The sequence below is a fragment of the Pseudomonas baetica genome (genome assembly GCF_019733355.1).
Lineage (GTDB): Bacteria > Pseudomonadota > Gammaproteobacteria > Pseudomonadales > Pseudomonadaceae > Aquipseudomonas > Aquipseudomonas baetica_A.
The window spans coordinates 22,886-49,555 of sequence record NZ_JAIHLQ010000040.1 but is presented as its reverse complement, the minus strand read 5'-3'; the positions used below and the strand labels follow the sequence as shown (position 1 = coordinate 49,555).

23 protein-coding genes are annotated in these 26,670 nt (G+C 59.2%); 13 read left to right on the top strand and 10 right to left on the bottom strand.

Features of this window, described 5'->3' with window-relative positions:
* Positions 1-16: 16 nt before the first annotated feature.
* The 7 genes from K5E40_RS27625 to gloB form a co-directional block, all read right to left on the bottom strand.
* Positions 17-1,627: an ABC transporter ATP-binding protein gene (locus K5E40_RS27625; RefSeq protein ID WP_221733444.1), complete on the bottom strand. Its 1,611-nt coding sequence runs from the start codon at positions 1,625-1,627 to the stop codon at positions 17-19.
* Position 1,628: 1 nt separating this feature from the next.
* Entirely contained in the window at positions 1,629-2,648 is a 1,020-nt protein-coding gene (locus tag K5E40_RS27620) for an ABC transporter permease (protein ID WP_221733443.1), read from the bottom strand.
* Between the two features lies 1 nt (position 2,649).
* A complete protein-coding gene (locus tag K5E40_RS27615; protein ID WP_221733442.1) occupies positions 2,650-3,723 on the bottom strand; it encodes a microcin C ABC transporter permease YejB in 1,074 nt (357 codons plus the stop codon).
* A gap of 4 nt (positions 3,724-3,727) precedes the next feature.
* Complete coding sequence (locus tag K5E40_RS27610; protein ID WP_221733441.1) at positions 3,728-5,569, bottom strand: extracellular solute-binding protein; 1,842 nt, start codon at positions 5,567-5,569, stop codon at positions 3,728-3,730.
* Positions 5,566-7,398, bottom strand: coding sequence for an extracellular solute-binding protein (locus K5E40_RS27605; protein WP_221733440.1), 1,833 nt, complete (start codon positions 7,396-7,398; stop codon positions 5,566-5,568). Before K5E40_RS27605 ends, K5E40_RS27610 begins: the two co-directional genes overlap by 4 nt.
* 176 nt (positions 7,399-7,574) lie before the next feature.
* Positions 7,575-9,038 (bottom strand): transglycosylase SLT domain-containing protein, encoded by a 1,464-nt coding sequence (locus tag K5E40_RS27600; RefSeq protein WP_221733439.1) that lies wholly within the window; start codon positions 9,036-9,038, stop codon positions 7,575-7,577.
* 99 nt (positions 9,039-9,137) lie between these two features.
* Entirely contained in the window at positions 9,138-9,905 is a 768-nt protein-coding gene (gene gloB, locus K5E40_RS27595) for a hydroxyacylglutathione hydrolase (protein ID WP_221733438.1), read from the bottom strand.
* Between the two features lie 66 nt (positions 9,906-9,971).
* Here gloB and K5E40_RS27590 point away from each other — a divergent pair, with 66 nt between their 5' ends.
* The 5 genes from K5E40_RS27590 (at position 9,972) to K5E40_RS27570 (ending at position 15,136) form a co-directional block, all read left to right on the top strand.
* Entirely contained in the window at positions 9,972-10,730 is a 759-nt protein-coding gene (locus tag K5E40_RS27590; protein ID WP_221733437.1) for a class I SAM-dependent methyltransferase, read from the top strand.
* Between the two features lie 94 nt (positions 10,731-10,824).
* Positions 10,825-11,286, top strand: coding sequence for a ribonuclease HI (rnhA, locus tag K5E40_RS27585; protein ID WP_123532078.1), 462 nt, complete (start codon positions 10,825-10,827; stop codon positions 11,284-11,286).
* A 90-nt stretch (positions 11,287-11,376) separates the two neighbouring features.
* On the top strand, positions 11,377-12,135 hold the full coding sequence (gene dnaQ / locus K5E40_RS27580) for a DNA polymerase III subunit epsilon (RefSeq protein ID WP_108226069.1): 759 nt from the start codon (positions 11,377-11,379) through the stop codon (positions 12,133-12,135).
* A 116-nt stretch (positions 12,136-12,251) separates the two neighbouring features.
* A complete protein-coding gene (locus K5E40_RS27575; RefSeq protein ID WP_221733436.1) occupies positions 12,252-14,507 on the top strand; it encodes an Orn/Lys/Arg decarboxylase N-terminal domain-containing protein in 2,256 nt (751 codons plus the stop codon).
* 14 nt (positions 14,508-14,521) lie between these two features.
* On the top strand, positions 14,522-15,136 hold the full coding sequence (locus tag K5E40_RS27570) for a GNAT family N-acetyltransferase (RefSeq protein ID WP_221733435.1): 615 nt from the start codon (positions 14,522-14,524) through the stop codon (positions 15,134-15,136).
* Here K5E40_RS27570 and K5E40_RS27565 read toward each other — a convergent pair.
* Together K5E40_RS27565 and K5E40_RS27560 are read right to left on the bottom strand one after the other, a co-directional pair.
* Complete coding sequence (locus K5E40_RS27565; RefSeq protein ID WP_221733434.1) at positions 15,102-15,995, bottom strand: LysR family transcriptional regulator; 894 nt, start codon at positions 15,993-15,995, stop codon at positions 15,102-15,104. The genes K5E40_RS27570 and K5E40_RS27565 overlap by 35 nt on opposite strands.
* Before the next feature lie 85 nt (positions 15,996-16,080).
* Complete coding sequence (locus K5E40_RS27560; protein WP_221733433.1) at positions 16,081-16,317, bottom strand: hypothetical protein; 237 nt, start codon at positions 16,315-16,317, stop codon at positions 16,081-16,083.
* Positions 16,318-16,500: 183 nt separating this feature from the next.
* Between K5E40_RS27560 and K5E40_RS27555 the strand changes: the two genes are divergently transcribed.
* Complete coding sequence (locus K5E40_RS27555) at positions 16,501-17,058, top strand: NADPH-dependent FMN reductase (protein ID WP_221733432.1); 558 nt, start codon at positions 16,501-16,503, stop codon at positions 17,056-17,058.
* A 161-nt stretch (positions 17,059-17,219) separates the two neighbouring features.
* Positions 17,220-18,503 (top strand): arsenic transporter, encoded by a 1,284-nt coding sequence (locus K5E40_RS27550; protein WP_221733431.1) that lies wholly within the window; start codon positions 17,220-17,222, stop codon positions 18,501-18,503.
* Between the two features lie 61 nt (positions 18,504-18,564).
* On the opposite strand, the gene K5E40_RS27545 is transcribed toward K5E40_RS27550, so the two are convergent.
* Positions 18,565-19,515, bottom strand: a complete 951-nt coding sequence (locus K5E40_RS27545) for a DUF1853 family protein (RefSeq protein WP_221733430.1) — start codon at positions 19,513-19,515, stop codon at positions 18,565-18,567.
* A 115-nt stretch (positions 19,516-19,630) separates the two neighbouring features.
* On the opposite strand from K5E40_RS27545, the gene K5E40_RS27540 reads away from it, so the two are divergent.
* The 6 genes from K5E40_RS27540 to pepN are packed head-to-tail and all read left to right on the top strand — an operon-like array spanning position 19,631 to position 26,147.
* Positions 19,631-20,521, top strand: a complete 891-nt coding sequence (locus tag K5E40_RS27540) for an NAD(+) kinase (RefSeq protein ID WP_221733429.1) — start codon at positions 19,631-19,633, stop codon at positions 20,519-20,521.
* On the top strand, positions 20,518-21,492 hold the full coding sequence (locus K5E40_RS27535; protein WP_409339152.1) for a metallophosphoesterase: 975 nt from the start codon (positions 20,518-20,520) through the stop codon (positions 21,490-21,492). Before K5E40_RS27540 ends, K5E40_RS27535 begins: the two co-directional genes overlap by 4 nt.
* Positions 21,489-22,370: a rhomboid family intramembrane serine protease gene (locus tag K5E40_RS27530; protein ID WP_221733427.1), complete on the top strand. Its 882-nt coding sequence runs from the start codon at positions 21,489-21,491 to the stop codon at positions 22,368-22,370. The genes K5E40_RS27535 and K5E40_RS27530 overlap by 4 nt, the downstream gene beginning before the upstream one ends.
* A gap of 21 nt (positions 22,371-22,391) precedes the next feature.
* Positions 22,392-22,652: a YeaC family protein gene (locus K5E40_RS27525; RefSeq protein WP_093221961.1), complete on the top strand. Its 261-nt coding sequence runs from the start codon at positions 22,392-22,394 to the stop codon at positions 22,650-22,652.
* Positions 22,649-23,479: a DUF2797 domain-containing protein gene (locus tag K5E40_RS27520; protein ID WP_221733426.1), complete on the top strand. Its 831-nt coding sequence runs from the start codon at positions 22,649-22,651 to the stop codon at positions 23,477-23,479. The genes K5E40_RS27525 and K5E40_RS27520 overlap by 4 nt, the downstream gene beginning before the upstream one ends.
* Positions 23,480-23,489: 10 nt before the next feature.
* Positions 23,490-26,147 carry an aminopeptidase N gene (gene pepN, locus K5E40_RS27515; protein ID WP_221733425.1) on the top strand — a complete coding sequence of 886 codons (2,658 nt, stop codon included), beginning with the start codon at positions 23,490-23,492 and terminating at the stop codon, positions 26,145-26,147.
* The last annotated feature ends 523 nt before the right edge of the window (positions 26,148-26,670 follow it).

Here is a 26,670-nt window from a genome sequence, read left to right as displayed (position 1 = left end):
TTGCTCCTCTTTCAGGTTATTGCGCAGTGGCTGGTGCCAAAAAAGCGGCTTCCAGCAACTGCTGTGTATACGGATGTTGAGGGGCGGCAAAGATACTTTGCGCGTCCCCCTGTTCGACCACTTGGCCATGCTTGACCACCATCAACTGGTGGCTCAGCGCTTTGACGACAGCCAGGTCATGGCTGATGAACAAATACGTCAGGTTGTACTTGGCTTGCAGTGAGCGCAAGAGCTCCACCACTTGCCGCTGCACCGTCCGGTCGAGCGCTGAAGTCGGCTCGTCCAAAAGGATCAGCGCCGGTTTGAGCACCAAAGCCCGGGCAATGGCAATACGTTGCCGTTGCCCACCGGAAAACTCGTGGGGGTAGCGGTCCCGGGTTTCCGGATCCAGACCTACCTCCTTCAATGCCGCAATAATCGCCACTTCCTGCTCGGCGGCGGTGCCCATCTTGTGAATCCGCAGGCCTTCGCCAACGATGTCGCTCACGCACATTCGCGGGCTGAGGCTGCCAAACGGGTCCTGAAACACCACCTGCATCTCGCGACGCAACGGACGAATCTCGTTCTGCGTCAGGCAGTCTAGCTGCTTGCCTTCAAAGCGGATCGCGCCTTTGCTGCCGATCAGTCGCAAAATCGCCAGACCCAGCGTGGATTTACCTGATCCGCTTTCGCCAACAATCCCCAGCGTCTGACCCTGAGGCAGGCTGAAACGGATGCCATCCACTGCCTTGACGTAATCCACCGTGCGCTTGAGCAGGCCTTTCTTGATCGGGAACCAGACTTTCAGGTCCTCGACCTCAAGCAGCGGCGCGCCGATTTCATTGGTCGCCGGGCCTCCGCTGGGCTCCGCGCCGAGCAATTCCCGAGTGTACGGGTGCTGCGGCGAACGGAACAGCTCTTCGCACGATGCCTGTTCGACGATGCAACCGCGCTGCATGACACATACGCGATGCGCAATTCTTCGCACAAGGTTCAAATCGTGACTGATCAGTAGCAGCGACATGCCCAATCGCGTCTGAAGTTCCTTGAGCAAATCGAGGATTTTCAGCTGAACGGTCACGTCCAGGGCGGTGGTCGGTTCGTCAGCGATCAGCAGTTCCGGCTCATTGGCCAGGGCCATGGCGATCATCACCCGCTGGCGCTGGCCACCGGATAATTCGTGGGGCAGGGCCTTGAGGCGCTTGTGGGGCTCGGGGATGCCAACCATCTCCAGCAATTCCAGCGTGCGCTGGGTCGCAACTTTGCCGATCAGGCCCTTGTGGATGCCCAGCACCTCGTTGATCTGCTTCTCGATCGAATGCAGCGGGTTGAGCGAGGTCATCGGCTCCTGAAAGATCATCGCGATGCGGTTGCCGCGGATATGGCGGATGGTTTTCTCGTTCAGTTCCAGCAGGTTTTGCCCGCTATAGTTGATGCTGCCGGCCGGATGCCGGGCCATCGGGTAGGGCAGCAAGCGCAGGATCGAGTGCGCGGTCACCGATTTACCCGAGCCGGATTCGCCGACCAAGGCCAGGGTTTCGCCGCGCTTGATGTCGAAACTCACACCTTCGACGACCCGGTGCACGCGCTCACCGAAACCGAATTCGACGGCGAGGTCGCGCACTTCGATCAGATTGTCCTGACTCATTTCACTTCCTCGGGTCGAAGGCATCGCGAGCGGACTCGCCGATAAACACCAGCAAACTCAACATCAGCGCCAACACGGCAAAGGCACTGATGCCCAGCCATGGCGCTTGCAGGTTTGATTTGCCTTGGGCGACCAGTTCACCCAGCGACGGACTGCCGGCCGGTAAGCCGAAACCGAGGAAGTCCAGCGCGGTAAGGGTGCCGATGGCGCCGGTGAGGATGAACGGCATGAAAGTCATGGTCGAGACCATGGCGTTGGGCAGGATGTGGCGGAACATGATCGCGCCGTTCTGCATGCCCAGTGCCCTGGCTGCGCGCACGTATTCGAGGTTGCGGCCACGGAGGAACTCGGCGCGTACCACGTCGACCAGGCTCATCCACGAAAACAGCAGCATGATCCCCAGCAGCCACCAGAAATTGGGCTGGACGAAGCTGGCGAGAATGATCAGCAAATACAGCACCGGCAAACCCGACCATATCTCCAGGAAACGCTGGCCGGCCAGATCGACCCAGCCGCCATAGAAGCCCTGCAGGGCACCGGCAAGTACGCCGATGATCGAGCTGAACACGGTGAGCGTCAGGGCAAACAGCACCGAGATACGGAAGCCGTAAATCACCCGCGCCAGCACATCGCGACCCTGATCGTCAGTGCCCAGCAGGTTATCTGCCGACGGCGGGGCCGGTGCCGGGACTTTCAGGTCGTAGTTGATGCTTTGATAACTGTACGGAATCGGCGCCCACAGCACCCACGCCTCTTTGGCTTCGAGCAGTTTGCGGATGTATGGGCTTTTGTAGTTGGCTTCCAGCGGAAATTCGCCGCCGAAGGTGGTTTCCGGATAGCGCTTGATTGCCGGGAAATACCAATTGTTGTCGTAATGCACCACCAGCGGTTTGTCGTTGGCGATCAGCTCGGCGCCCAGGCTGAGCCCGAACAGGATCAGAAACAGCCACAGCGACCACCAGCCACGTTTGTTGGCCTTGAACAATTCGAAGCGGCGGCGGTTGAGAGGGGACAGGTTCATCTCAATGCTCCCGGCTTTCGAAGTCGATGCGCGGATCGACCAGGGTGTAGGTGAGGTCGCCGATCAGTTTCACCACCAGCCCCAGCAGGGTGAAGATGAACAGGGTGCCGAACACCACCGGGTAATCGCGGTTGATCGCTGCTTCAAAACTCATCAGGCCCAGGCCGTCGAGGGAAAAAATCACTTCCACCAGCAACGAGCCGGTAAAGAAGATGCCGATGAACGCCGACGGGAAACCGGCAATCACCAGCAGCATGGCGTTACGGAACACATGGCCGTAAAGCACACGATGGCGGGTCAGCCCCTTGGCCTTGGCGGTGACCACGTATTGCTTGTTGATCTCGTCCAGGAAGCTGTTTTTGGTCAGCAGGGTCATGGTCGCGAAGTTACCGATGACCAGCGCGGTCACCGGCAATGCCAAATGCCAGAAATAATCAAGGATTTTGCCGCCCAGCGTCAGTTCGTCAAAGTTGTTCGAGGTCAGCCCCCTGAGTGGAAACCAGTCCAGATAACTGCCGCCAGCAAACACCACGATCAACAGAATCGCAAAGAGGAACGCCGGGATCGCGTAGCCGACGATGATTGCCGAACTGGTCCAGACGTCGAAATGGTTGCCGTGTCGCGTGGCTTTGGCGATCCCCAGCGGGATCGACACCAGGTACATGATCAACGTGCTCCACAGCCCCAGGGAGATCGACACCGGCATCTTTTCCTTGATCAGGTCGATGACCTTGGCATCGCGGAAAAAGCTGTCGCCGAAGTCCAGCGACGCGTAGTTCTTGACCATGATCCACAGGCGTTCCGGGGCCGATTTGTCGAACCCGTACATGTGCTCGATTTCCTTGATCAGCGCCGGGTCCAGGCCTTGCGCGCCGCGATAGGAGGAACCGGCCACCGACACTTCGGCGCCACCGCCGGCAATGCGGCTGGTGGCGCCTTCGAAGCCTTCGAGCTTGGCGATCATTTGTTCCACCGGCCCTCCGGGCGCGGCCTGGATGATCACGAAGTTGATCAGCAAAATGCCGAACAGGGTTGGAATGATCAGCAGCAGTCGCCGAAAAATATACGCCAGCATCTGATTACTCCGTGCCCGCAGGGTCGGCTTGCAGTTGGGTTTCGATTTCTACGGCTGGCTTCGTTTCAGGCTTGACCCACCAGGTATTAATGCCGATGTCGTACTTGGGGGAAACTTTCGGGTGACCGATGTGGTTCCAGTACGCCACGCGCCAGGTCTTGATGTGCCAGTTGGGGATCACGTAGTAGCCCCATTGCAACACGCGATCCAGCGCACGGGCATGAGCGACCAGGCTTTTGCGCGAATCGGCATTGATCAGGCTCTCGACCAGTTGATCGACGATCGGATCCTTCAAACCCATGGTATTGCGGCTGCTGGGCCGGTCGGCGGCGGCGCTCATCCAGAATTCGCGCTGTTCGTTACCTGGAGAATTGGACTGTGGGAAGCTGCCGACGATCATGTCGAAGTCGCGCGACCGCACACGGGTGATGTACTGCGAAACGTCGACGCGACGGATCACCAGATCAATGCCCAGGTCGGCGAGATTACGCTTGAACGGCAGCAGCACCCGTTCGAATTCGGTCTGGGCCAGCAGAAACTCGATCACCACCGGTTTTCCGGTGGAATCGACCATTTTGTCGTCCACAACCTTCCAGCCCGCTTCTTGCAGCAGTTGATAGGCCTCGCGTTGCTGAGCGCGAATCATGCCGCTGGCGTCAGTCTTGGGGTTTTCGAAGGCTTCGCTGAACACCTGGGCAGGCAGCTTGCTACGGAATGGATCAAGAATCGCCCGTTCTTCGGCGTCGGGCAGGCCGGTGGCGGCCATTTCCGAGTTCTCGAAATAACTGCGTGTGCGCACGTAGGCGCTGTTGAACAATTGCTTGTTGGTCCATTCGAAATCGAGCAAAAGGCTCAATGCCCGACGTACCCGTATATCCTGGAATACCGGACGACGCAGGTTGTAGACGAAGCCTTGCATGCCGGTCGGGTTGCCGTTGGGGATCTGCTCTTTGATCAACCGGCCTTCGATGACGGCGGGGACGTTGTAGGCGTTGGCCCAATTCTTCGCGGTCATTTCCAGCCAGTAATCGAACTGGCCAGCCTTCAACGCTTGCAGTGCGACGGTATTGTCGCGGTAGTAGTCGGTGGTCATCGTGTCGAAGTTGTAGAACCCGCGATTGACTGGCAGATCCTTGCCCCAGTAATTCTTGTCCCGTTCGTAACGCACGGAACGGCCAGCGTTCACTTCGGCCACTTTGTAGGGGCCGCTGCCCAGCGGGATTTCCAGATTGCCCTTGGTGAAGTCGCGACCGGCCCACCAGTGTTTCGGCAGCACTGGCAACTGACCAAGGATCAACGGCAACTCACGGTTGTTGGTGTCCTTGAACTTGAACAGGACTTTGAGCGGGTCTTCGGCTATGACTTCGGCAACGTCCTTGTAGTAACCGCGAAACAGCGGTGAACCTTCCTTGGTCAAGGTCTGGAAACTGAACACCACGTCGTCGGCGCGCACCGGGTGGCCATCACTGAAGTGTGCTTCGGGGCGCAGGTAGAAACGCACCCAACTGTTGTCCGGAGCCTTTTCGATTTTGCCGGCGATCAGCCCGTACTCGGTGAAGGGCTCGTCGAGGCTGTGCTTGGTCAGGGTGTCGTAGATCTGACCGATGTCATCGGCTGGCACACCTTTGCTGATGAACGGGTTGAGGCTATCGAAGCTGCCGAAGCCGGCCTGACGGAAGACCCCGCCCTTGGGCGCGTCGGGGTTCACGTAGTCGAAATGCTTGAAATTGGCCGGGTATTTTGGCGGCTCGTTGTACAGGGTCAGTGCGTGTTGCGGGGCGGCGCAGGCCAGCCCGGCAAACAACAAGCCGCTGGCCTGCACGATCAGGGCGCGGATAGGTTTCATTGATCTTTCTCCGAAGACTTCAGCCACCACGCGCTCAGGCCCAGGGTGTAGGGCGGCGTGGTGACGAAGGCCAACCGGCTACGGTAGGCCAAACGGTGATAATTGAGGTACCAGTTGGGAATGCTGTAGTGCTGCCACAGCAGCACACGGTCGAGTGCCTTGCCGGCGGCGATTTGTTCATCGCGAGTGCGCGCGGCGAGTAATTGTTCAAGCAGGTGATCGATCACCGGGTTAGCGATGCCCGCGTAATTCTTGCTGCCCTTGACCCCGGCCTGACTCGAGTGGAAATACTGCCATTGCTCAAGGCCCGGGCTGAGGGTCTGGTTGAGCGTCATCAGGATCATGTCGAAGTCGAACTGATCCAGACGTTGTTTGTATTGGGCGCGATCGACGGTGCGCAGGCGGGCGTCGATGCCGATGCTGTTGAGGTTTTCGATGTACGGCTGGAGGATGCGTTCCAGATTCGGGTTAACCAGCAACAGCTCGAAGCTCAGAGGCTGCCCGGCGGCGTTCTGCAGGCGCTGGCCGTTGAGCTTCCAGCCGGCCTCGGCGAGCAGTGCCAAGGCTTTGCGCATGGTTTCCCGAGGGATGCCACGCCCGTCGGTCTGCGGCAGCGTGAACGGCGCGGTGAACAGTTTGGCCGGCAGTTGATCCCTGTAGGGCTTGAGCATCAGCCATTCATGCCCGATCGGCAGGCCGCTGGCGGTGAATTCGCTGTTGGGGTAGTAACTGGCCGTGCGCTTATAAGCGTCGCTGAACAAGGCACGGTTGGTCCACTCGAAGTCGAACATCAGGCCCAGGGCTTCGCGGGTTTTGACGTCGGCGAACGTTGCGCGCCGGGTGTTCATGAACAGGCCCTGACTCTGGGTCGGGATCTGATGCGGGATCTGTGCTTTGATCACGTCGCCGCGGCGTACTGCTGGGAAGTTGTAGCCGTTGGCCCAGTTCTTCGCCTGATGCTCGATGTAGATGTCGAATTCACCGGCCTTGAACGCCTCGAACGCAACGTCGCTGTCGCGATAGAACTCGACTTCCATGCGATCGAAGTTGTATTTGCCGCGATTGACCGCCAGATCCTTGCCCCAGTAATCCTTGAACCGCTCGAAAATCAACTGCCGACCCGGCGTCACCGAGGTGATGCGATAGGGGCCGCTGCCCAGTGGTGGCTCGAAGGTGGTGGCCTTGAAGTCGCGGTCTTTCCAGTAATGTTGCGGCAGCACCGGTAATTCACCGAGGCGCAAAATCAATAGCGGGTTGCCGGAGCGTTTGAGCACGAAACGAATGCGCTGCGAGTTGAGGATGTCGACCCGCAACACTTCCTGAAGGGCCGTGCGATACAACGGGTGGCCTTCTTTGAGCAACAAACGATAGGAGAAAGCCACGTCGTAGGCGGTGATTGGCGTACCGTCGTGGAAACGCGCTTGCGGGCGCAGATTGAATACCACCCAGCTGCGATCTTCGCTGTACTCCACCGATTGTGCGATCAGTCCATAGCTGGACGCCGGCTCATCACCGGAGGGCGAGTATTGGCCGGTACCGACCATCAACGGCTCATTCAGCTCGTTGATGCCGTATTGGAGAAAATTCGCGGTAGTGACCGGGCTGGTGCCTTTGAAGGTGTACGGATTGACCGTATCGAAGGTGCCGAACGCCATCACCCGCAACGTACCGCCCTTGGGCGCTTGCGGGTTGACCCAGTCGAAGTGGGTAAATCTGGCCGGGTACTTGAGCGTGCCGAATTGCGCATAACCGTGACTTTCGGTAATCGTCGCGCTTGCGGGTGAGCTCAAGGCCAGGCTGATCAGGAGCAGGAGGAGGGGACGCTTCAAGTCAGATCCGATCCAGGCGGCTGGGGCTTTGTGGGCCGTACAGTAACAGCTTGTATGGACAGGAAAAAGATAGCGGCTTAATGCTGTGTTAATGCAAAAAAAAGATCGCAGCCTTCGTCAGCGCCTGTCGGGGTCAATGCAGGCGCTGACGAAGGCTGCGATCTTTTGATTTCAAATCAATGCGGCTGATAAACCGTGAGCATCTGCCCAGGCTTCAACGCCTTGCCAGTGCCCGGATTCCAGCGCTTGAGGTGCTGCATCTCAACGTTGAAACGCTTGGCCACCATGTACAGCGAGTCGCCTTGCTTGACCTTGTACTGAGTCTGCTGCTTGCTGGCGTTTTTGCCTTTGGTCTTGCTGTTGGCGGCGACAACGGTATTGACCCGGCCGCTGCTGCGCGAAGGGCTGCGCTTGGTGGTGTCCCGCATGACCAGGGTCTGGCCGATCTTGAGGTTATGGCCGGTCAGTTTGTTCCAGCGTTGCAGGTCCTTCACTTGGACCTTGTTGGCCTTGGCGATGGAGCCGAGGTTGTCTCCACGCTTCACGCGATAGGCGCGCTTGAGTTGGGCCACTTCGCCAGGGTCGGCACCGTCGAATACCGGCTTCAACGAACGAGGACTCATCAGCTCTTCAGGTCGCATGGTCTGCAGGCTGGCGGTCAGCAGTTGCGCCTTGGACGTCGGCACCAGCAGATGCTGAGGGCCGTCGATGGTGGTGCGCTGCTTGAAGGCCGGGTTGAGCTGGAACAGTTCGTCTTCGTCGATGTTGGCAACGGCAGCGACCTTGGACAGGTCCATGCGGTGGTTGATTTCGACGACCTGGAAATAGGGTTCGTTGGCGATCGGATTGAGGTTCACACCGTAGGCTTCCGGCGCCAGCACCACTTGCGACAGTGCGAGCAGTTTCGGCACGTACGCCTGGGTTTCCGCCGGCAGTGGCAGGTTCCAGTAATCCGTTGGCAGGCCGAGTTTCTCGTTGCGCTCGATGGCGCGGCTGACCGTGCCTTCACCGGCGTTGTAGGCCGCGAGGGCCAACAACCAGTCACCGTTGAACATGTCGTGCAGGCGGGTCAGATAATCCAGCGCCGCCGTGGTCGAGGCGGTGATGTCTCGACGGCCATCGTAGAAGCGGGTTTGACGCAGGTTGAAGTAACGCCCGGTGGAGGGGATGAATTGCCAGAGGCCCACCGCATTGGACCGAGAGTAGGCCATTGGGTTGTACGCGCTCTCGATCACTGGCAGCAAGGCCAGTTCCAGCGGCATGTTGCGTTCTTCGAGGCGTTCGACGATGTAGTGAATGTAGAGGCTGCCGCGTTCGCCGGCATTTTCGAGGAAGGAGGGATTGCTGGCGAACCACAGGCGCTGCTGCTCGATGCGGGGGTTCACGCCCAGGCCATCCTGCAGCTGGAAGCCTTCGCGCATGCGCTCCCAGACATCCTGAGGCGCCTGAGGGCTGGCCTTTTCGGTCAGCCAGATCGGCTTCTGTTTGGCTCGCGCAGCGATGTTCGGCGTATGGGTCGCTTCAGTCTGCGGAGCATGGCTGGAGCAGCCCGCCAGCGTGGCGGACACAGCCACCGCGATGGCTTGCGCCAAGCGGGTCAATGCGTCTGAATTGACGGACTTACGTATTGATGACGACATTGGCTGGAAGTAAGTTCCGGGCAAAAATGTCGGGCGATTCTAGAAAGCGCACCCCCTGAGGTCAACCTTTCAGAATTTTTGTACCAAGCGGTGAGCTGCTTAGAACTTATCTTTCCAAGCTCGCAGTGCCGCAAAAACCTCGCTCGGGGCCCGGTTTTGAGCACCTTCCCGTTCGTCCACTTTTTGTGTAACCAATCTTTCGCTGGTGCGCAAAAAAGGATTCGTGAGCTTTTCAAGGGACAGGGTCGAAGGCAGGGTCATGACGTTGTTCTGCCGTTGCTGAATGACTTTTTCCAGACGAGCGGCGATGTCCGGGTTGCTCGGTTCAACCGCTGCGGCAAACTTGAGATTGCTCAGGGTGTATTCATGGGTGCAATAGACCAGCGTATCTTCCGGTAAAGCGGCGAGGCGGCTCAGCGAGTGGTGCATCTGCTCCGGCGTGCCCTCGAACAACCGGCCGCAACCAGCGGCGAACAGGGTGTCGCCGCAGAACAGCAAACCGTGGTGGTAATAGGCAATGTGTCCCAGTGTGTGACCGGGCACCGCGTAGACATCGAAGTCCCAGCCGAGCACGTTGACTGTGTCGTTGTCATTGAGCGCCACGTCACGCGCTGGAATGTTTTCGCTGGCGGGGCCGTAAACGGTTGCGCCGCTGGCCTGCTTCAAGCGCTCGACGCCGCCGACGTGGTCGTGGTGATGGTGGGTGATCAGAATGTCGCTCAACACCCAGCCCGGATGGGCAGCAAGCCACGCTTGAACCGGCGCGGCATCGCCCGGGTCGACCACGGCGCAGCGCTGGGTACGGTGATCCTGTAACAACCAGATGTAGTTGTCGGTGAAGGCGGGCAGGGCACTGATCTGTATCATCGTCGGAATTCGCCAAGCGGAAAACATTGGCGCATCTTAGTAGTTCCTGGCGCGTTGGAGAATGACATGACCGATAAAGCGTTCGCTCAGGCTGATCCGGACTGGCTGGCGTTGATCAGCGCCGCCCGTGAATGGCTGTCGGGCCCGATCGGGCAATTTCTGCTGGATGAAGAGCGGCGCATGCTCGAAGACGAGTTGGGTCGCTTTTTTGGGGGCTACCTGGTGCATTACGGCCCGTCCGCCGAAAATCCGCCTTCGGCACCACAGGTGCAGCGCAACGTCCGCCTTGGGGCGCCATTGCCCGGTGTCGAAATCGTCTGCGAAGAACAAGCCTGGCCGCTGAGCGAGCATGCCGCCGACGTGGTGGTGATGCAGCATGGTCTGGATTTCTGCCTGTCGCCCCACGGCCTGTTGCGTGAGGCGGCGAGCAGCGTGCGCCCCGGCGGGCACCTGCTGATCATCGGCATCAATCCCTGGAGCTCTTGGGGTTTGCGTCACGTATTCGCCCATGACGCCTTGCGCCAGGCTCGCTGCATCTCGCCCTCACGGGTTGCCGACTGGCTCAATCTGCTCGGTTTTGCGCTGGAGAAACGCCGCTTCGGGTGCTATCGTCCGCCGCTCGCGTCGCCCAAGTGGCAGGCCCGTCTGGCGGGTTGGGAACGCAAGGCCGGTGACTGGCAGCTGTCGGGCGGCGGCTTCTACTTATTGGTGGCGCGCAAGATTGTGGTCGGTCTGCGGCCAGTGCGTCAGCAACGTCGCGAACCGATGGGCAAGCTGATTCCGCTGCCGATGGCCAAGGTCAATCGTCGCCGTATCGAACCGTAAACCTTCTTTTTCTAAGTGGCCGGACTCGCTCCGGCCGCGGCCATCATCGATCCGCGATGGGTGGGGCCACGCATTTTTTTCTGGATAGATTGGCATGAGCGAAAGCGTCGATAGCGTAGAACTTTTCACTGACGGCGCCTGTAAGGGCAACCCCGGACCGGGCGGCTGGGGCGCGTTACTGGTATGCAAGGGCGTCGAAAAGGAACTGTGGGGTGGCGAAGCCAATACCACCAACAACCGCATGGAGCTGCTTGGCGCCATCCGTGGCCTCGAAGCATTGAAGCGCCCGTGCGAAGTGCTGCTGGTGACCGACTCGCAATACGTGATGAAGGGCATCAACGAGTGGATGGCCAACTGGAAGAAGCGCGGCTGGAAAACCGCTGCGAAAGAGCCGGTGAAGAACGCCGATCTGTGGAAAGAGCTGGATGAACAAGTCAATCGCCACAAGGTCACCTGGAAGTGGGTGCGCGGGCACATCGGTCATCACGGCAACGAACGGGCTGACCAGTTGGCCAACCGTGGTGTAGACGAAGTGCGTGGGTACAAGCAGACCTGATTCCACCGAAACGGTGTACCTCAAACCCCTTGGTGAGCGTGTTAACATCGCCGCTTTTGCACGATTGCCCCCGTTGAGAGCTGAACACTGATGGCCACCAGATCCGTTGTACTCGATACCGAAACCACCGGCATGCCGGTGACCGATGGTCACCGGATTATCGAAATCGGTTGTGTCGAACTGATCGGTCGGCGCCTGACGGGCCGGCACTTCCACGTTTACCTGCAACCGGATCGCGAGAGTGATGAAGGCGCCATCGGCGTCCACGGCATCACTAACGAATTCCTGGTGGGTAAGCCGCGCTTTGCCGAAGTCGCCGACGAGTTCTTCGAGTTCATTAAAGGCGCACAGCTGATCATCCATAACGCGGCGTTCGACGTTGGCTTCATCAACAACGAATTTGCCTTGATGGGTCAGCAGGATCGTGCCGACATCACGCAGCATTGTTCGATCCTCGATACCCTGATGATGGCCCGGGAGCGTCACCCGGGGCAGCGCAACAGCCTCGATGCGTTGTGCAAACGTTATGGCGTCGACAACTCCGGCCGTGAACTGCACGGCGCCTTGCTCGACTCGGAGATTCTCGCCGACGTTTACCTGACCATGACCGGTGGCCAGACCAGCCTGTCGCTGGCCGGCAATGCTTCCGACGGTAATGGTACGGGTGATGGCGCGGACAACTCCGCCACAGAAATCCGTCGGCTGCCGGCCGATCGTCAGCCCGCGCGGATCATTCGCGCTACGGAAGATGAACTGGCGGCACATCAGGTACGACTGGAGATCATCGCCAAGTCGGCTGGTGGCCCGGCGCTGTGGACCCAAATCGCAGAAGCAGACGCACAGGCCTGAAAGATCATCGCCTCGTGGAAGTACTGACAAGTGGCCACCCTCGCCACTTTCGCTGCAACCCTCTACCCTGAGTGCATGGGTGGATTCAAATCCGCCGCCTCAGGACACTGAGCCTCATGTACAAAGATTTGAAGTTTCCGGTGTTGATCGTCCATCGCGACATCAAGACCGATACGGTCGCCGGCGAGCGTATTCGCGGTATCGCCCGGGAGTTGGAGCAGGAAGGTTTCAATATCGTTTCGGCCACCGACTACGCCGAAGGGCGCCTGGTGGCGTCGACCCATCATGGTCTCGCATGCATGCTGATCGCCGCCGAAGACGCCAGCACCAACTCACATCTGTTGCAGAACATGGCCGAACTGATCGGCCTGGCCCGGGTGCGCGCGCCGGATCTGCCGATCTTTGCCTTGGGCGAACAGGTCACGCTGGAAAACGCCCCGGCCGATGCCATGGCTGAACTCAATCAACTGCGCGGCATCCTTTACCTGTTTGAAGACACGGTGCCGTTCCTGGCCCGACAAGTCGCACGGGCGGCGCGCAAGTATCTGGACGGTTTGCTACCGCCGTTTTTCAAGGCGCTGGTGCAACACACCGCCGATTCCAATTATTCCTGGCACACCCCCGGTCATGGCGGGGGCGTGGCGTATCACAAGAGTCCGGTAGGGCAGGCGTTTCACCAGTTCTTTGGCGAAAATACCCTGCGTTCGGATTTGTCGGTTTCGGTGCCGGAGCTCGGTTCGTTGCTAGATCACACGGGGCCGCTCGCTGAAGCGGAAGAGCGTGCAGCACGCAATTTCGGCGCTGATCACACCTTTTTCGTGATCAATGGCACCTCGACGGCGAACAAAATTGTCTGGCACTCGATGGTGGCTCGCGACGATCTGGTGCTGGTCGATCGCAACTGCCACAAGTCGGTGCTACACGCGATCATCATGACCGGCGCGATCCCGTTGTACCTGTGTCCGGAGCGCAACGAACTGGGGATTATCGGTCCGATTCCGCTGAGCGAGTTCAGTCGCGAATCGATTCAGGCGAAGATCGACGCCAGCCCTCTGACCAAGGGCCGTGCGCCGAAAGTCAAACTGGCGGTGGTGACCAATTCGACCTACGACGGCCTCTGCTATAACGCCGAATTGATCAAGCAAAGCCTCGGCAATAGCGTCGAAGTGCTGCATTTCGACGAGGCGTGGTACGCCTATGCAGCGTTTCACGAATTCTTCGCCGGACGTTACGGCATGGCCACCTCGCGTAGCGCCGACAGCCCATTGGTGTTCACCACTCACTCCACCCATAAGCTGCTCGCTGCGTTCAGTCAGGCTTCGATGATTCATGTGCAGGACGGCGGTGCGCGGCAACTGGATCGCGACCGCTTCAACGAAGCGTTCATGATGCACATCTCCACTTCGCCGCAGTACAGCATCATTGCCTCGCTCGACGTGGCGTCGGCCATGATGGAAGGCCCGGCCGGGCGCTCGCTGTTGCAGGAAACCTTCGACGAAGCGCTGAGTTTCCGTCGGGCGCTGGCCAATCTGCGTCAGCACATCGCTGCTGATGACTGGTGGTTCTCGATCTGGCAGCCGCCGGGTGTCGAGGGCATCGACCGTGTGCAAACCGAAGACTGGTTGCTGCAACCGGAGGCTGACTGGCACGGTTTCGGCGAGGTCAGCGACGACTATGTGCTGCTCGACCCGATCAAGGTCACGTTGGTGATGCCGGGGTTGAATGCCGGTGGCGCGTTGAGCGAGAGGGGGATTCCGGCCGCCGTGGTCAGCAAGTTCCTCTGGGAGCGCGGGCTGGTGGTGGAGAAGACCGGTCTGTACTCGTTTCTGGTGCTGTTCTCCATGGGCATCACCAAAGGTAAATGGAGCACGCTGATCACCGAGTTGCTGGAGTTCAAGCGCAGTTACGACGCTAATGTCAGTCTGGCAACGTGCCTGCCGTGCGTTGCACAGGAGGACACCGTACGCTACCGCGGCATGGGCTTGCGTGATTTATGCGATCAATTGCATGCCTGCTATCGCAGCAACGCCACTGCCAAACACCTCAAACGCATGTACACCGTAATGCCGCAAATCGCCATGAAACCTGCCCATGCCTATGATCATCTGGTACGCGGTGAAGTCGAGGCCGTACCGATCGATGAGCTGGAAGGGCGGATTGCTGCGGTGATGCTGGTACCGTATCCACCGGGAATTCCTTTGATCATGCCCGGCGAGCGTTTTAGCGAGTCGACCCGCTCGATCATCGATTACCTGAAATTCGCCCGCACGTTCGATAGCAGCTTTCCCGGTTTTGTCGCCGATGTGCATGGACTGCAACATGAAGATCAAGGCAATGGACGGCACTACACCGTCGATTGCGTCAAGGAATGAGGACTTTTCCCAGTATGCAACCGGTCATGAATCCGAAATACCCAGGGCTGTCGGTGCGTGTCGCCGATGAAGGTTTTGCGGCTTATATCTGGGGCAGCGACTTCAGCTTTGAGGTCACAGCGTATGGCGCCGCGGTGATCGGCAAGCCCGTGGAACAGTGGTCGATGACGACGATTGTGCCTTACCGCAAGTGTTACGGCATTGATCCGGAGGAGTTCAGCAGTTACCGCGATGCGGCGGACAGCGCAATTTTCATGGCATACCTCGACGATGAACCGGTCGGCCATCTGGTCATCAGCACCAACTGGAATGGCTTTGCCCATATCGATGAGTTGGCGGTGCACGCGCCGGCCCGCCGCCATGGCGTGGCGAAGGCGTTGCTGGATGTGGCGCAATTCTGGAGTCGTAAAAAGAAGCTGCCGGGGATCATGCTGGAAACCCAGAACAACAACCTTGGTGCTTGTCGGCTCTATGAGCGCTGTGGGTATGTGATCGGTGGTGTTGACCAGTTACGCTATCGCGGCATCGACCCGAACACCGCCGAAGTGGCGCTGTTCTGGTATCGACTGTTCGATAATCCGCTGGAAAATTCAGTTAGCTCGTCAGCATCGCCTCGGCTTGTTCCGTGATGATGGCCAGTAAGGTCTGGATCGCCGATGACGGCGCTGTGTGTTTGAAGGTCAAGGCGTAGAGGCTGATCGTTATGGCGGGCGATAGCGGGCACGTATCAAGCCCGGCGGGACGTGCCCCCAATGCGGTGAACGGATCGACAATGGCCAGACCTTCGCCGGCCTCGACCATGCTGCGCATCATTTGATGGGTTTGCACGCGGGTCTGGATGCTTGGTGCCGGGCGTAGGGTCTGGAGTTTGTTTTCCAGCGCCGGGCTCAGCGGATCCTGACATTCGAGGCCGATCATCGCCTGTCCCGCCAGGTCCTGTAGGGAAATGTACTTCTGCTTCGGTTGCAGCCAGCCATGGGGCGCGAGTAATTGCAGCTTGCCTTGAGCCAGTGGCTGGCAATGGATGTCGGGATGGTCGGGATCGTGCAGGCTCAAACCCAGATCGCTTTCACGCAGCAACAGGCTGCGGACGATGTCGCGGGTCGGGGCACTCAACAGGCTGCAAGGTGCATCGGGCAGGCGCCGGCGCAGTGAGGCGAGGCTTTGTGGCAATAATTGCTGGGCCAGCGCAGGGGTGCCGATGATGCGCACCGGCGGGGCAAGGTATTGTTTGAGGCTACTGGCCAGGCGTTGCACAGGTTCGAGCGCTTCATAGACGCGAGTGATTTCCACCTGCAAGGCTCGAGCCTCGGGCGTCGGTTGCAGACGCCCGCGAACGCTGGCGAACAGCATGAACCCCAAATGACTCTCGGCCTCGCGCAAACGCTCTTCGACCTCGGCCAGCGGCAACTGCAACCATTCGGCGGCAGTGCCCATATGACCGGCCTGCAAAAGCGCCTGAATCACTTCGATATGACGTAAACGCATGCGTGAAGTCCATGTTCAGCAGGTGGGGTCAGTGGCTGAATCCTACCCCAAGTCTGCGCATATGACTTCTGCTCATAACAGTCAGTTATGAAGCGACGGTTGGCTCAGGTTCGCGAGTCAGGGTGACACCCGATTGAACCAGCAAAAACTCGTTGTCACTGACCTTGTTGACGCGATCGCCAATGGCAAGTTTGTATGTGGTGACAGGCTCCGAGCCGGTAAAACCGTCTGCCGACGGAGTGGATTCCTGGAACTCATGCACCGAATAAACGCGGCCTTCCGCATCTCTTGCATGGAACTGACCGACCAGTACTGCTGCCATCTGCTTAGAACCTCTGGAGATAAAACGCTTGATTTGCGGCTTGGTAGACCGTCATCAAGGCCTGTAAGTTTTCCTACAGGAAAAAAATAATCAGCACGGGGGTATTTCCCGAGTCCGCTGGTGAAACTGTCACCGAATCATCTATAACTACTGCCTTCTTCCACTGACAATCGAGAGTCTTCCATGAGCAATGTCTACAACGTCGCCGTAGTGGTCGGTAGCCTTAGAAAAGCGTCGATCAATCGTAAAGTCGCCCTTGCACTGGCGGAACTGGCCCCGGCTAACCTCAAGCTCGAGATTGTCGAAATCGGCGATCTGCCACTCTATAACGAAGACATTGACGGAGATTCACCGCCGGCAGCCTACAGCACTTTTCGACAAAAGGTGGGTTCATCCGACGCGGTGCTGTTTGTGACGCCGGAGTACAACCGTTCGGTGCCGGCGCCGTTGAAGAATGCGATCGACGTTGGCTCGCGGCCTTACGGCAAGAGCGTCTGGGGCGGCAAGCCGGGCGCGGTGATCAGTGTTTCGCCAGGTGCGATCGGCGGGTTCGGGGCGAACCAGCATCTGCGTCAGTCGTTTGTGTTTCTCGATGTGCCCTGCATGCAGCAGCCAGAGGCCTATCTGGGCGGTGCGGGGTCGGCTTTTGACGAGGCGGGCAAACTGAGCGAAACGGTGAAACCGTTTCTGCAGAAATTCATCGATGCGTACGGGCTCTTTGTGGAACAACACAAGAAATGAGTTAATCGTTTCTCCGGATGTACACCGGAAACTGTGGGAGCGGGCTTGCTCGCGAAAGCGTTGTGCCAGATAGCAACTTTTTGTCTGACCTGCGGCCTTCGCGAGCAAGCCCGCTCCCGCATTTGGATATCCACCCATTTGATTGTTGAAGGCTGTTGCGAATGTTCGCTGCGTCACTGATTTTCCTGCTGACCATCACCCTTGTCATCTGGCAACCCAAAGGTCTTGGCGTTGGCTGGAGCGCGACGTTGGGCGCCGTGCTGGCGCTGATCTTCGGTGTGGTGCATCTGAGCGACATCCCCCTGGTATGGCAAATTATCTGGAACGCCACCGGCACCTTCGTCGCGCTGATCATCATCAGTCTGTTGCTCGATGAAGCCGGTTTTTTTGCCTGGGCCGCGCTGCATGTGGCGCGATGGGGGCGGGGCAGCGGGCGCAAGCTGTTTGCCTTTATGGTGCTGCTCGGTGCGCTGGTGTCGGCACTGTTTGCCAATGACGGTGCAGCACTGATCCTCACGCCGATTGTGATTTCGATGTTGCTGGCGCTGCGCTTTTCTCCGGCGGCCACCCTTGCGTTCGTCATGGGGGCCGGGTTCATTGCCGATACCGCGAGCCTGCCGCTGGTGGTGTCGAATCTGGTCAACATCGTTTCGGCAGACTTTTTCCATATCGGCTTCAACCGCTATGCGGCGGTCATGGTGCCGGTGAACGTTGTCAGCGTCGCCGCGACGCTGGCGATGTTGCTGTGGTTTTTCCGTCGTGACATTCCCAAGGCGTACGCCCCCGAACAGCTTGAACTGCCGCACACTGCGATTCACGACAAAGCGACGTTCTACGCCGGTTGGGGGGTGTTGGTGATCCTGTTGATCGGCTGCTTCTTCCTCGAGCAACTGGGCATCCCGATCAGCGCGATATCGGCGGTCTGCGCTGCGCTGTTGCTGGGTATCGCCGCCCGTGGTCACAAGATTTCCACGCGCAAGGTGCTGAAAGAAGCACCGTGGCAGATCGTGATTTTCTCGCTAGGCATGTATCTGGTTGTCTACGGCCTGCGCAATGCCGGGTTGACCGGCTATCTGGCGGGTTGGCTGGATGTCTTTGGCGGTCATGGCGTATGGGGTGCGGCAATGGGCACTGGTGTGCTGACGGCGTTGTTGTCCTCGATCATGAACAATCTGCCGACCGTTTTGATCGGGCTGCTCTCGATTGACGCCAGTCAGGCGAGCGGGATGGTCAAGGAGGCGATGATCTATGCCAACGTGATCGGCAGTGACCTAGGGCCGAAGATCACGCCGATTGGCAGTCTGGCGACGTTGCTGTGGCTGCATGTGCTGGAACGCAAGGGGATCAGGATTGGCTGGGGGTATTACTTCAAAGTCGGAATTGTGCTGACGGTGCCGGTTTTGTTGGTGACGTTGGCGGCTTTGGCTTTGCGATTATCCCTTTAGACCGAGTCGGCACCCATCGCTGGCTTGCCAGCGATGGGTGGCGAACAGGCACTGCAAATTTTCAGGCTTGGCCAGGCGCATTCGGCCAAAGATCCGACACCAGAAACAACCGCTCCGCCTCCTCCCATTCCCCGCGCGCATTCTCAATCAGGCGCACCATTAACTGCGCCGGGGCTAGCGGTTCCAAACCCTCAAGCCACATTTGCAAGTGTTCTTCCTTCCAGGTCTGTTCCACCGGGTAGTGCGCCGGCGCCAGCCAGGCATGGCGGGGCAGGGGTTGCCAGCGTCCGTCCGGGCGTTGCGCGACGAACGCCGGCCAATCCTTCTGATGCAACCAACTGCCGCGCAAATGTTGTGGGTGGGCACCCCGCGGCGATTGCGCTTGCCCCGGCCACGGATACAACAGATAACCACCGAGCCAAAGTTGCGCACTGAACACTTCGATACCCAGCGCTGCCAGGACTTCGCGACTTTCCGGGCGTGCGGAAATCGGCAGTTGATGCTCGGCCAGATGCGCCAGCTTGCGATCCAGTCGATCATGGCAACCGGGCCCCAGCCATTGCGCCGGATCATGACCGTCGCCGTTTTGCGGGCCGAGGTAGAGCTTGATTGCCAGCTCCAGGTGATGCACGCCGTCGCGGTCACGCAGCAACATGTCCAGTTCGCCGAGGGTATGGCCACCCCGGCGAATCGGCAGGTTGGCGGCGATCAGTTCGATACCCGGTGCATGTTGCACAGCAAACTGCCACAACCGCTCGTAATAAAGGCCCAACCGCCGCGTGCGTGCCTGGGACAGCCAGTGCAGCAATCCGTAACTGTCACGGTCGAGCTGACGCAGCCAGTGTTCCAGGCGCTCGGGATCGGCGACCCAATCGCTGCCGGCCAGCGGATGACGCTGCGGCCATGGCGTTGTGGCCAGCATCGGCGGGGCGAGGATCACCCACGCCAGATCGCGCACTTCGGGATGGCGTAACTGGTGGGGCAACTGGAGCAAGTCAGGAAATAGGATCATCTTGCGAGCATAGCCTTAAACACGGGCACACCCTTGAGGCTGAAAGGATTTTGTCTATCGCAGGCTTTCGCCCATAATCGTGCTTTTCGCGTTTTCGATTGTCCGCAGAGGTCCCATGGAGCAATTTCGTAATATCGGCATCATCGGTCGCCTGGGCAGTTCCCAGGTGCTGGATACCGTCCGCCGACTGAAACGGTTTCTGCTCGATCGTCACCTGCATGTGATCCTCGAAGACACCATTGCTGAAGTTCTGCCCGGCCACGGCCTGCAAACTTCGTCGCGCAAGATGCTCGGCGAAGTCTGCGACATGGTCATCGTCGTCGGCGGCGACGGCAGCCTGCTCGGCGCTGCCCGGGCGCTGGCGCGGCACAATATTCCGGTACTCGGGATCAACCGTGGCAGCCTCGGGTTCCTCACCGACATTCGCCCCGATGAGCTGGAAGTCGAAGTCGCCAAGGTGCTCGACGGCCATTACCTGGTGGAAAACCGCTTTTTGCTGCAAGCCGAAGTCCGCCGGCATGCCGAGGCCATCGGTCAGGGCGATGCGCTCAACGATGTGGTGCTGCACCCCGGCAAATCGACGCGGATGATCGAGTTCGAGCTGTACATTGACGGCCAGTTCGTCTGCAGCCAGAAGGCTGACGGCCTGATCGTCGCCACGCCCACCGGTTCTACCGCCTATGCGCTGTCTGCCGGCGGACCGATCATGCATCCCAAGCTCGATGCCATTGTGATCGTGCCGATGTACCCCCATATGTTGTCGAGCAGGCCAATTGTGGTCGATGGCAACAGTGAGCTGAAAATCGTCGTGTCGAAAAACATGCAGATCTACCCGCAGGTCTCCTGCGATGGGCAGAACCACTTCACCTGCGCGCCGGGCGACACCATCACCGTCAGCAAGAAAGCGCAGAAGCTGCGACTGATCCACCCGCTCGACCACAACTACTACGAAGTCTGCCGCACCAAGCTCGGCTGGGGCAGCAAGCTGGGTGGTGGAGGCGACTGATGCTCGATCCCGCGCGCAGTTATGACCTGATTGGTGACGTGCACGGATGCGCCCTGACCCTGGAACACTTGCTTGACCGACTCGGTTATCACAAGCAGGGCGGGGTCTGGCGGCATCCATCGCGCATGGCCGTGTTCGTCGGCGACATCATCGACCGTGGCCCGCGGATTCGCGAGGCGCTGCACATCGTTCATGACATGGTCGAGGCCGGTCAGGCGTTGTGCATCATGGGCAACCACGAATTCAACGCGCTGGGCTGGAGCACCCCGGCGCCTCCGGGCAGCGGCAAGCAGTTCGTGCGTGAGCACACGCCGCGTCATGCGCGTTTGCTTCATGAAACCCTGACTCAGTTCGAAGATCATCCCGGCGACTGGCATGACTTTCAGCAGTGGTTCTATGAACTGCCGCTGGTGGTGGATGCCGGGCGTTTCCGTGTCGTGCATGCCTGCTGGGACGCCGGCCTGATCGAACCGCTGCGCGGCCTGTTTCCCGATGCGCGTATCGATGAGCATTTCCTCCAGGCTTCGGCGGTGCCCGGCAGCTTTGCCTGCACGGTGTTCGACCGCCTGTTGCGTGGCACCGACATGCGCCTGCCCGGAGGCCAGACCATGACCAGCGGCGACGGTCTGGTGCGCTCGTTCTTCCGCACCAAGTTCTGGGAAGACGATCCGAAAACCTACGGCGATATCGTGTTCCAGCCTGATGCCCTGCCGGAACCGGTGGCACGGACGCCACTGACCTCTACCGAAAAGAACTCCCTGCTGCGCTATGGCGTCGACGAGCCGTTGCTGTTCGTCGGCCACTACTGGCGCAGCGGCAAACCGGCGCCGATACGCCCCAACCTCGCGTGTCTGGATTACAGCGCGGTGCTCTACGGCAAACTCGTCGCCTATCGTCTGGATCAGGAAACCCGCCTCGATCCGCATAAATTTGTCTGGGTCGATGTCGAGCGGCCGGAGGTGCTGCAATGAGTGCGATAGCGGTATTGCGTCTGCCACTGGCGGTGGATTTGAGTGGCTTTGTCCAGTTGTTGCAACGGATGCAAGTGCCACATCGAGTCAGTGAAGAGGCGGGCGAGCAAGTGCTGTGGGCGCCTGCGGAAATCAGCGAAGACGTGCGCTCGCTTTACGAACGCTTTCCGGCCGGCGACCCTGATCAGCAACTGGACATTCCCGTGGCCCAGACACTCAAGCGCCCAAGCTTCGTCGAACAGTTGAAATATGCCAAAGCCACGGGGTTTATCCTGCTGCTGTGTCTGATCGTGGGCGGCCTGACTTACCTTGGCGAAAACCTGCAGACCTTACGCTGGCTCACTTTTCTCGATTTTCGGGTGGTCGGCGAGTACATCCATTTCACGCCGCTGGCTGATAGCTTGGCGGCGGGGCAGTGGTGGCGCTTGTTTACGCCAATGCTGATTCATTTCGGCATTCTCCACCTGGCCATGAACGGCATGTGGTATTGGGAGCTGGGGCGGCGCATCGAGTCGCGCCAGGGCAGCATCAATCTGCTCGGCCTGACGCTGTTGTTCAGCCTGGTGTCGAACTACGCGCAGTTTGCCTGGAGCGGCCCGAGCCTGTTCGGTGGTCTGTCCGGTGTGCTTTACGGTTTGCTTGGCCATTGCTGGATCTTCCAGTTACTAGCGCCGAACCCGGCCTATCGCCTGCCGCGTGGCGTGCTGGTGATGATGCTGGTGTGGTTGCTGGTGTGCATGTCCGGGCTGATCTCGATGATCGGTTTCGGCGAAATCGCCAATGCCGCCCATGTCGGCGGGTTACTCATCGGATGCTTCACCGGTTTGTTGGGCGGTTTGTATAACCGCCGTAAACTGGCCGCCTCAAATTTTCAGTGAATAAAGAGCACGGAGACCCTGATGTCCTCTTTTAACGAAATGATCAAAAACATCACCCCGGACATCTACGAGAGCCTGAAACTGGCCGTGGAAATCGGTAAGTGGTCCGACGGTGGCAAACTCACCGCCGAACAGCGTGAATTATCCTTGCAGGCCATGATCGCCTGGGAAATCCAGAACCTGCCTGAAGAACAGCGCACCGGTTACATGGGCCCGCAGGAATGTGCGTCGAAGTCGATCGAAGTGCCGAATATTCTGTTCAAGTCGGATGCCATCCATTGATCGAGATTGGCCGCGGTGCAATCAGCAAAATGTCGGCGCGCCTGGACGGGTCGAATGTGCAATACGCGTTTCGTCTGGATGACGTCGAGGTGCCGGTCAATCCATTGATTGGCACCACAGTGCGTCTTGAATACCTGGGAGCGATCCACTGCACCCATTGCGGGCGCAAGACCAAAACCAGTTTCAGTCAGGGTTACTGCTATCCGTGCATGACCAAGCTGGCGCAGTGCGATATCTGCATCATGAGCCCGGAGCGCTGCCACTATGACGCCGGCACCTGCCGGGATCCGGCGTGGGGCGAGCAGTTCTGCATGACGGACCATGTGGTTTACCTGGCCAATTCGTCGGGGATCAAGGTTGGCATCACGCGTGCTACCCAATTGCCGACCCGCTGGCTCGACCAGGGTGCCAGTCAGGCGTTGCCGATCATGCGCGTCGCCACGCGGCAGCAATCGGGCTTCGTCGAAGATCTGTTCCGTAGCCAAGTGGCTGACAAGACCAATTGGCGTGCACTGCTCAAGGGCGATGCTGTCGCCGTGGATCTGGCACAGGTGCGTGATCAGTTGTTCGACAGTTGCGCCGAGGGCCTGCAAGGCTTGCAGGAGCGATTCGGCCTACAGGCCATTCAGACGATTACCGATGTCGAACCGCTGGAAATTCGCTATCCGGTCGAGCAATACCCGGCCAAAATCGTCAGCTTCAACCTGGACAAAAACCCGATTGCCGAAGGCACGCTGCTGGGGATCAAGGGCCAGTACCTGATCTTCGACACCGGCGTGATCAACATTCGTAAGTACACGGCTTATCAGCTCGCCGTGCATCAGTAAGGACTCCAGCATGCGCACCGAACAACCGAAGATGATTTACCTGAAGGACTATCAGGCGCCCGAGTACCTGATCGACGAAACACACCTGACCTTCGAGTTGTTCGAGGATCACAGCCTGGTCCACGCGCAATTGGTGATGCGCCGCAACCCGGCGCGTGGCCCGGGCCTGCCGCCGCTGGTGCTCGATGGCCAGCAACTGGAATTGCTGTCGGTGACATTGGCCGATCAGGAACTGAGCGCTGCGGACTATCAGCTCAGTGAAAACGAACTGACCCTGCAACCGACCAGCGAAACCTTCACACTCGACACCAGCGTCAAGATCCATCCGGAAACCAACACCGCGCTGGAAGGCCTGTACAAGTCCGGCACCATGTTCTGCACCCAGTGCGAGGCCGAAGGTTTCCGCAAGATCACCTATTACCTCGATCGTCCGGACGTGATGAGCAAGTTCACCACTACCGTGGTGGCCGAACAGCACAGCTATCCGGTGCTGCTGTCCAACGGCAACCCGATCGCTTCCGGCCCCGGCGAAGACGGCCGGCACTGGGCGACCTGGGAAGACCCGTTCATGAAACCGGCGTACCTGTTCGCGCTGGTGGCCGGTGATTTGTGGTGCGTTGAAGACACCTTCACCACCATGACCGAACGCACCGTGGCGCTGCGCATTTACGTCGAGCCGGAAAACATCGACAAGTGCCAGCACGCGATGAACAGCCTGAAGAAGTCGATGCGCTGGGACGAAGAGGTCTACGGTCGCGAGTACGATCTGGACATCTTCATGATCGTCGCGGTGAACGACTTCAACATGGGCGCCATGGAGAACAAGGGCCTCAACATCTTCAACTCCAGCGCCGTACTGGCCCGCGCCGAAACCGCCACCGACGCCGCGCACCAGCGGGTCGAGGCGATTGTCGCGCACGAATACTTCCACAACTGGTCGGGCAACCGCGTGACCTGCCGCGACTGGTTCCAACTGTCGCTCAAGGAAGGCTTCACCGTGTTCCGTGATTCCGGTTTCTCCGCCGACATGAACTCCGCCACGGTCAAGCGCATTCAGGACGTGGCTTACCTGCGTACCCACCAGTTCGCCGAAGATGCCGGCCCGATGGCTCACGCCGTTCGTCCGGACAGCTTCATCGAAATTTCCAACTTCTACACCTTGACCGTGTACGAAAAGGGCTCGGAAGTGGTCGGCATGATCCACACCTTGCTCGGCGCCGAAGGCTTCCGTAAGGGCAGCGATCTGTACTTCGAACGCCACGACGGCCAGGCCGTGACTTGCGACGACTTCATCAAAGCCATGGAAGATGCCAACGGCGTCGACCTGACCCAATTCAAACGCTGGTACAGCCAGGCCGGCACACCGCGTCTGGCGGTGAGCGAGTCTTACGACGCCGCCGCGAAAACCTACAGCCTGACGTTCCGCCAGAGCTGCCCGGAAACCCCGGACAAGGTGGAAAAACTGCCGTTCGTGATTCCCGTAGAGCTGGGCCTGCTCGACAGCAAGGGCAACGGGATTGCCCTGCGGCTGGCTGGTGAAGCCGCTTCCCAAGGCACCACTCGCGTCATTTCCGTGACCGAAGCCGAACAGACCTTCACCTTCGTCGACATCAGCGCACAGCCGTTGCCGTCACTGCTGCGTGGCTTCTCGGCGCCGGTGAAACTGAGCTTCCCGTACAACCGCGATCAACTGATGTTCCTGATGCAGCATGACAGCGACGGCTTCAACCGCTGGGATGCCGGTCAGCAACTGTCGGTGCAGGTGCTGCAAGAGCTGATCACTCAACAGCAGAAGGGCGAAAGCCTGGTGCTCGACCCACGCCTGATTACTGCGTTGCGCACAGTGCTGTCGGACGAATCGCTGGATCAGGCGATGGTCGCGGAAATGCTCTCACTGCCGGGTGAGGCGTACCTTGCCGAAATCAGCGAAGTGGCTGACGTCGACGCGATCCATATCGCGCGCGAGTTTGCCCGCAAGCAACTGGCGGACAACCTGTTCGAAGCACTATGGCTGCGTTACCAGGCCAACCGTGACCTGTCGAAACAAACCCCGTATATGGCCGAGGCCGAGCACTTCGCTCGTCGTGCGTTGCAGAACATCGCGCTGTCGTACCTGATGCTCAGCGGCAAGCCAGAAGTGTTGGCGGCGGCGCTGGAACAGTTCGACACCAGCGACAACATGACCGAGCGCCTGACGGCGCTGGCAGTGTTGGTCAACTCGCCGTTCGACGAGCAGAAAGCCGTGGCGCTGGCGAGTTTCGCCGAACACTTCAAGGACAATCCGTTGGTCATGGATCAGTGGTTCAGCGTACAGGCCGGCAGCACTTTGCCGGGCGGTCTGGAGCGTGTGAAGGCGTTGATGCAGCACCCGGCGTTCAACATCAAAAACCCGAACAAGGTGCGTGCGCTGGTCGGCGCGTTTGCCGGGCAGAACCTGATCAACTTCCACGCGGCGGATGGCTCGGGTTATCGCTTCCTCGCGGATCTGGTGATCGAACTGAACGGCTTCAACCCGCAGATCGCCTCGCGGCAATTGGCGCCGCTGACGCGCTGGCGCAAATACGACAGCGCGCGGCAGGCGCTGATGAAGGCCGAACTGGAGCGGATTCTGGCTTCAGGTCAGTTGTCCAGCGACGTCTATGAGGTGGTCAGCAAAAGCCTGGCTTAACGCGGATCTAAATGTGGCAGCGGGCTTGCTCGCGAAGAGGGTATGTCAGACACAGAGCTGTTACCTGACACACCGCCTTCGCGAGCAAGCCCGCTCCCACAGTTGTTTTGCGTTGCGTCCGTTTTATCGAGGCAGGCCGATCCTGTGCCGAAGCCTGAATATGAAACCTGATAGAAACGCGGATCTAAATGTGGCAGCGGGCTTGCTCGCGAAGAGGTTATGTCAGACACCGAGCTGTTACCTGATACACCGCCTTCGCGAGCAAGCCCGCTCCCACAGTTGTTTTGCGTTGCGTCCGTTTTATCGAGGCAGGCCGATCCTGTGCCGAAGCCTGAATATGAAACCTGATAGAAACGCGGATCTAACTGTGGGAGCGGGCTTGCTCGCGAAGAGGGTATGTCAGACACAGAGTTGTTACCTGATACACCGCCTTCGCGAGCAAGCCCGCTCCCACAGTTTTTTTTGCGTTACTTCAGTTATTCGGGGGCGACCGATCCGATGCTGAAGCTTGCAGATGAAACCT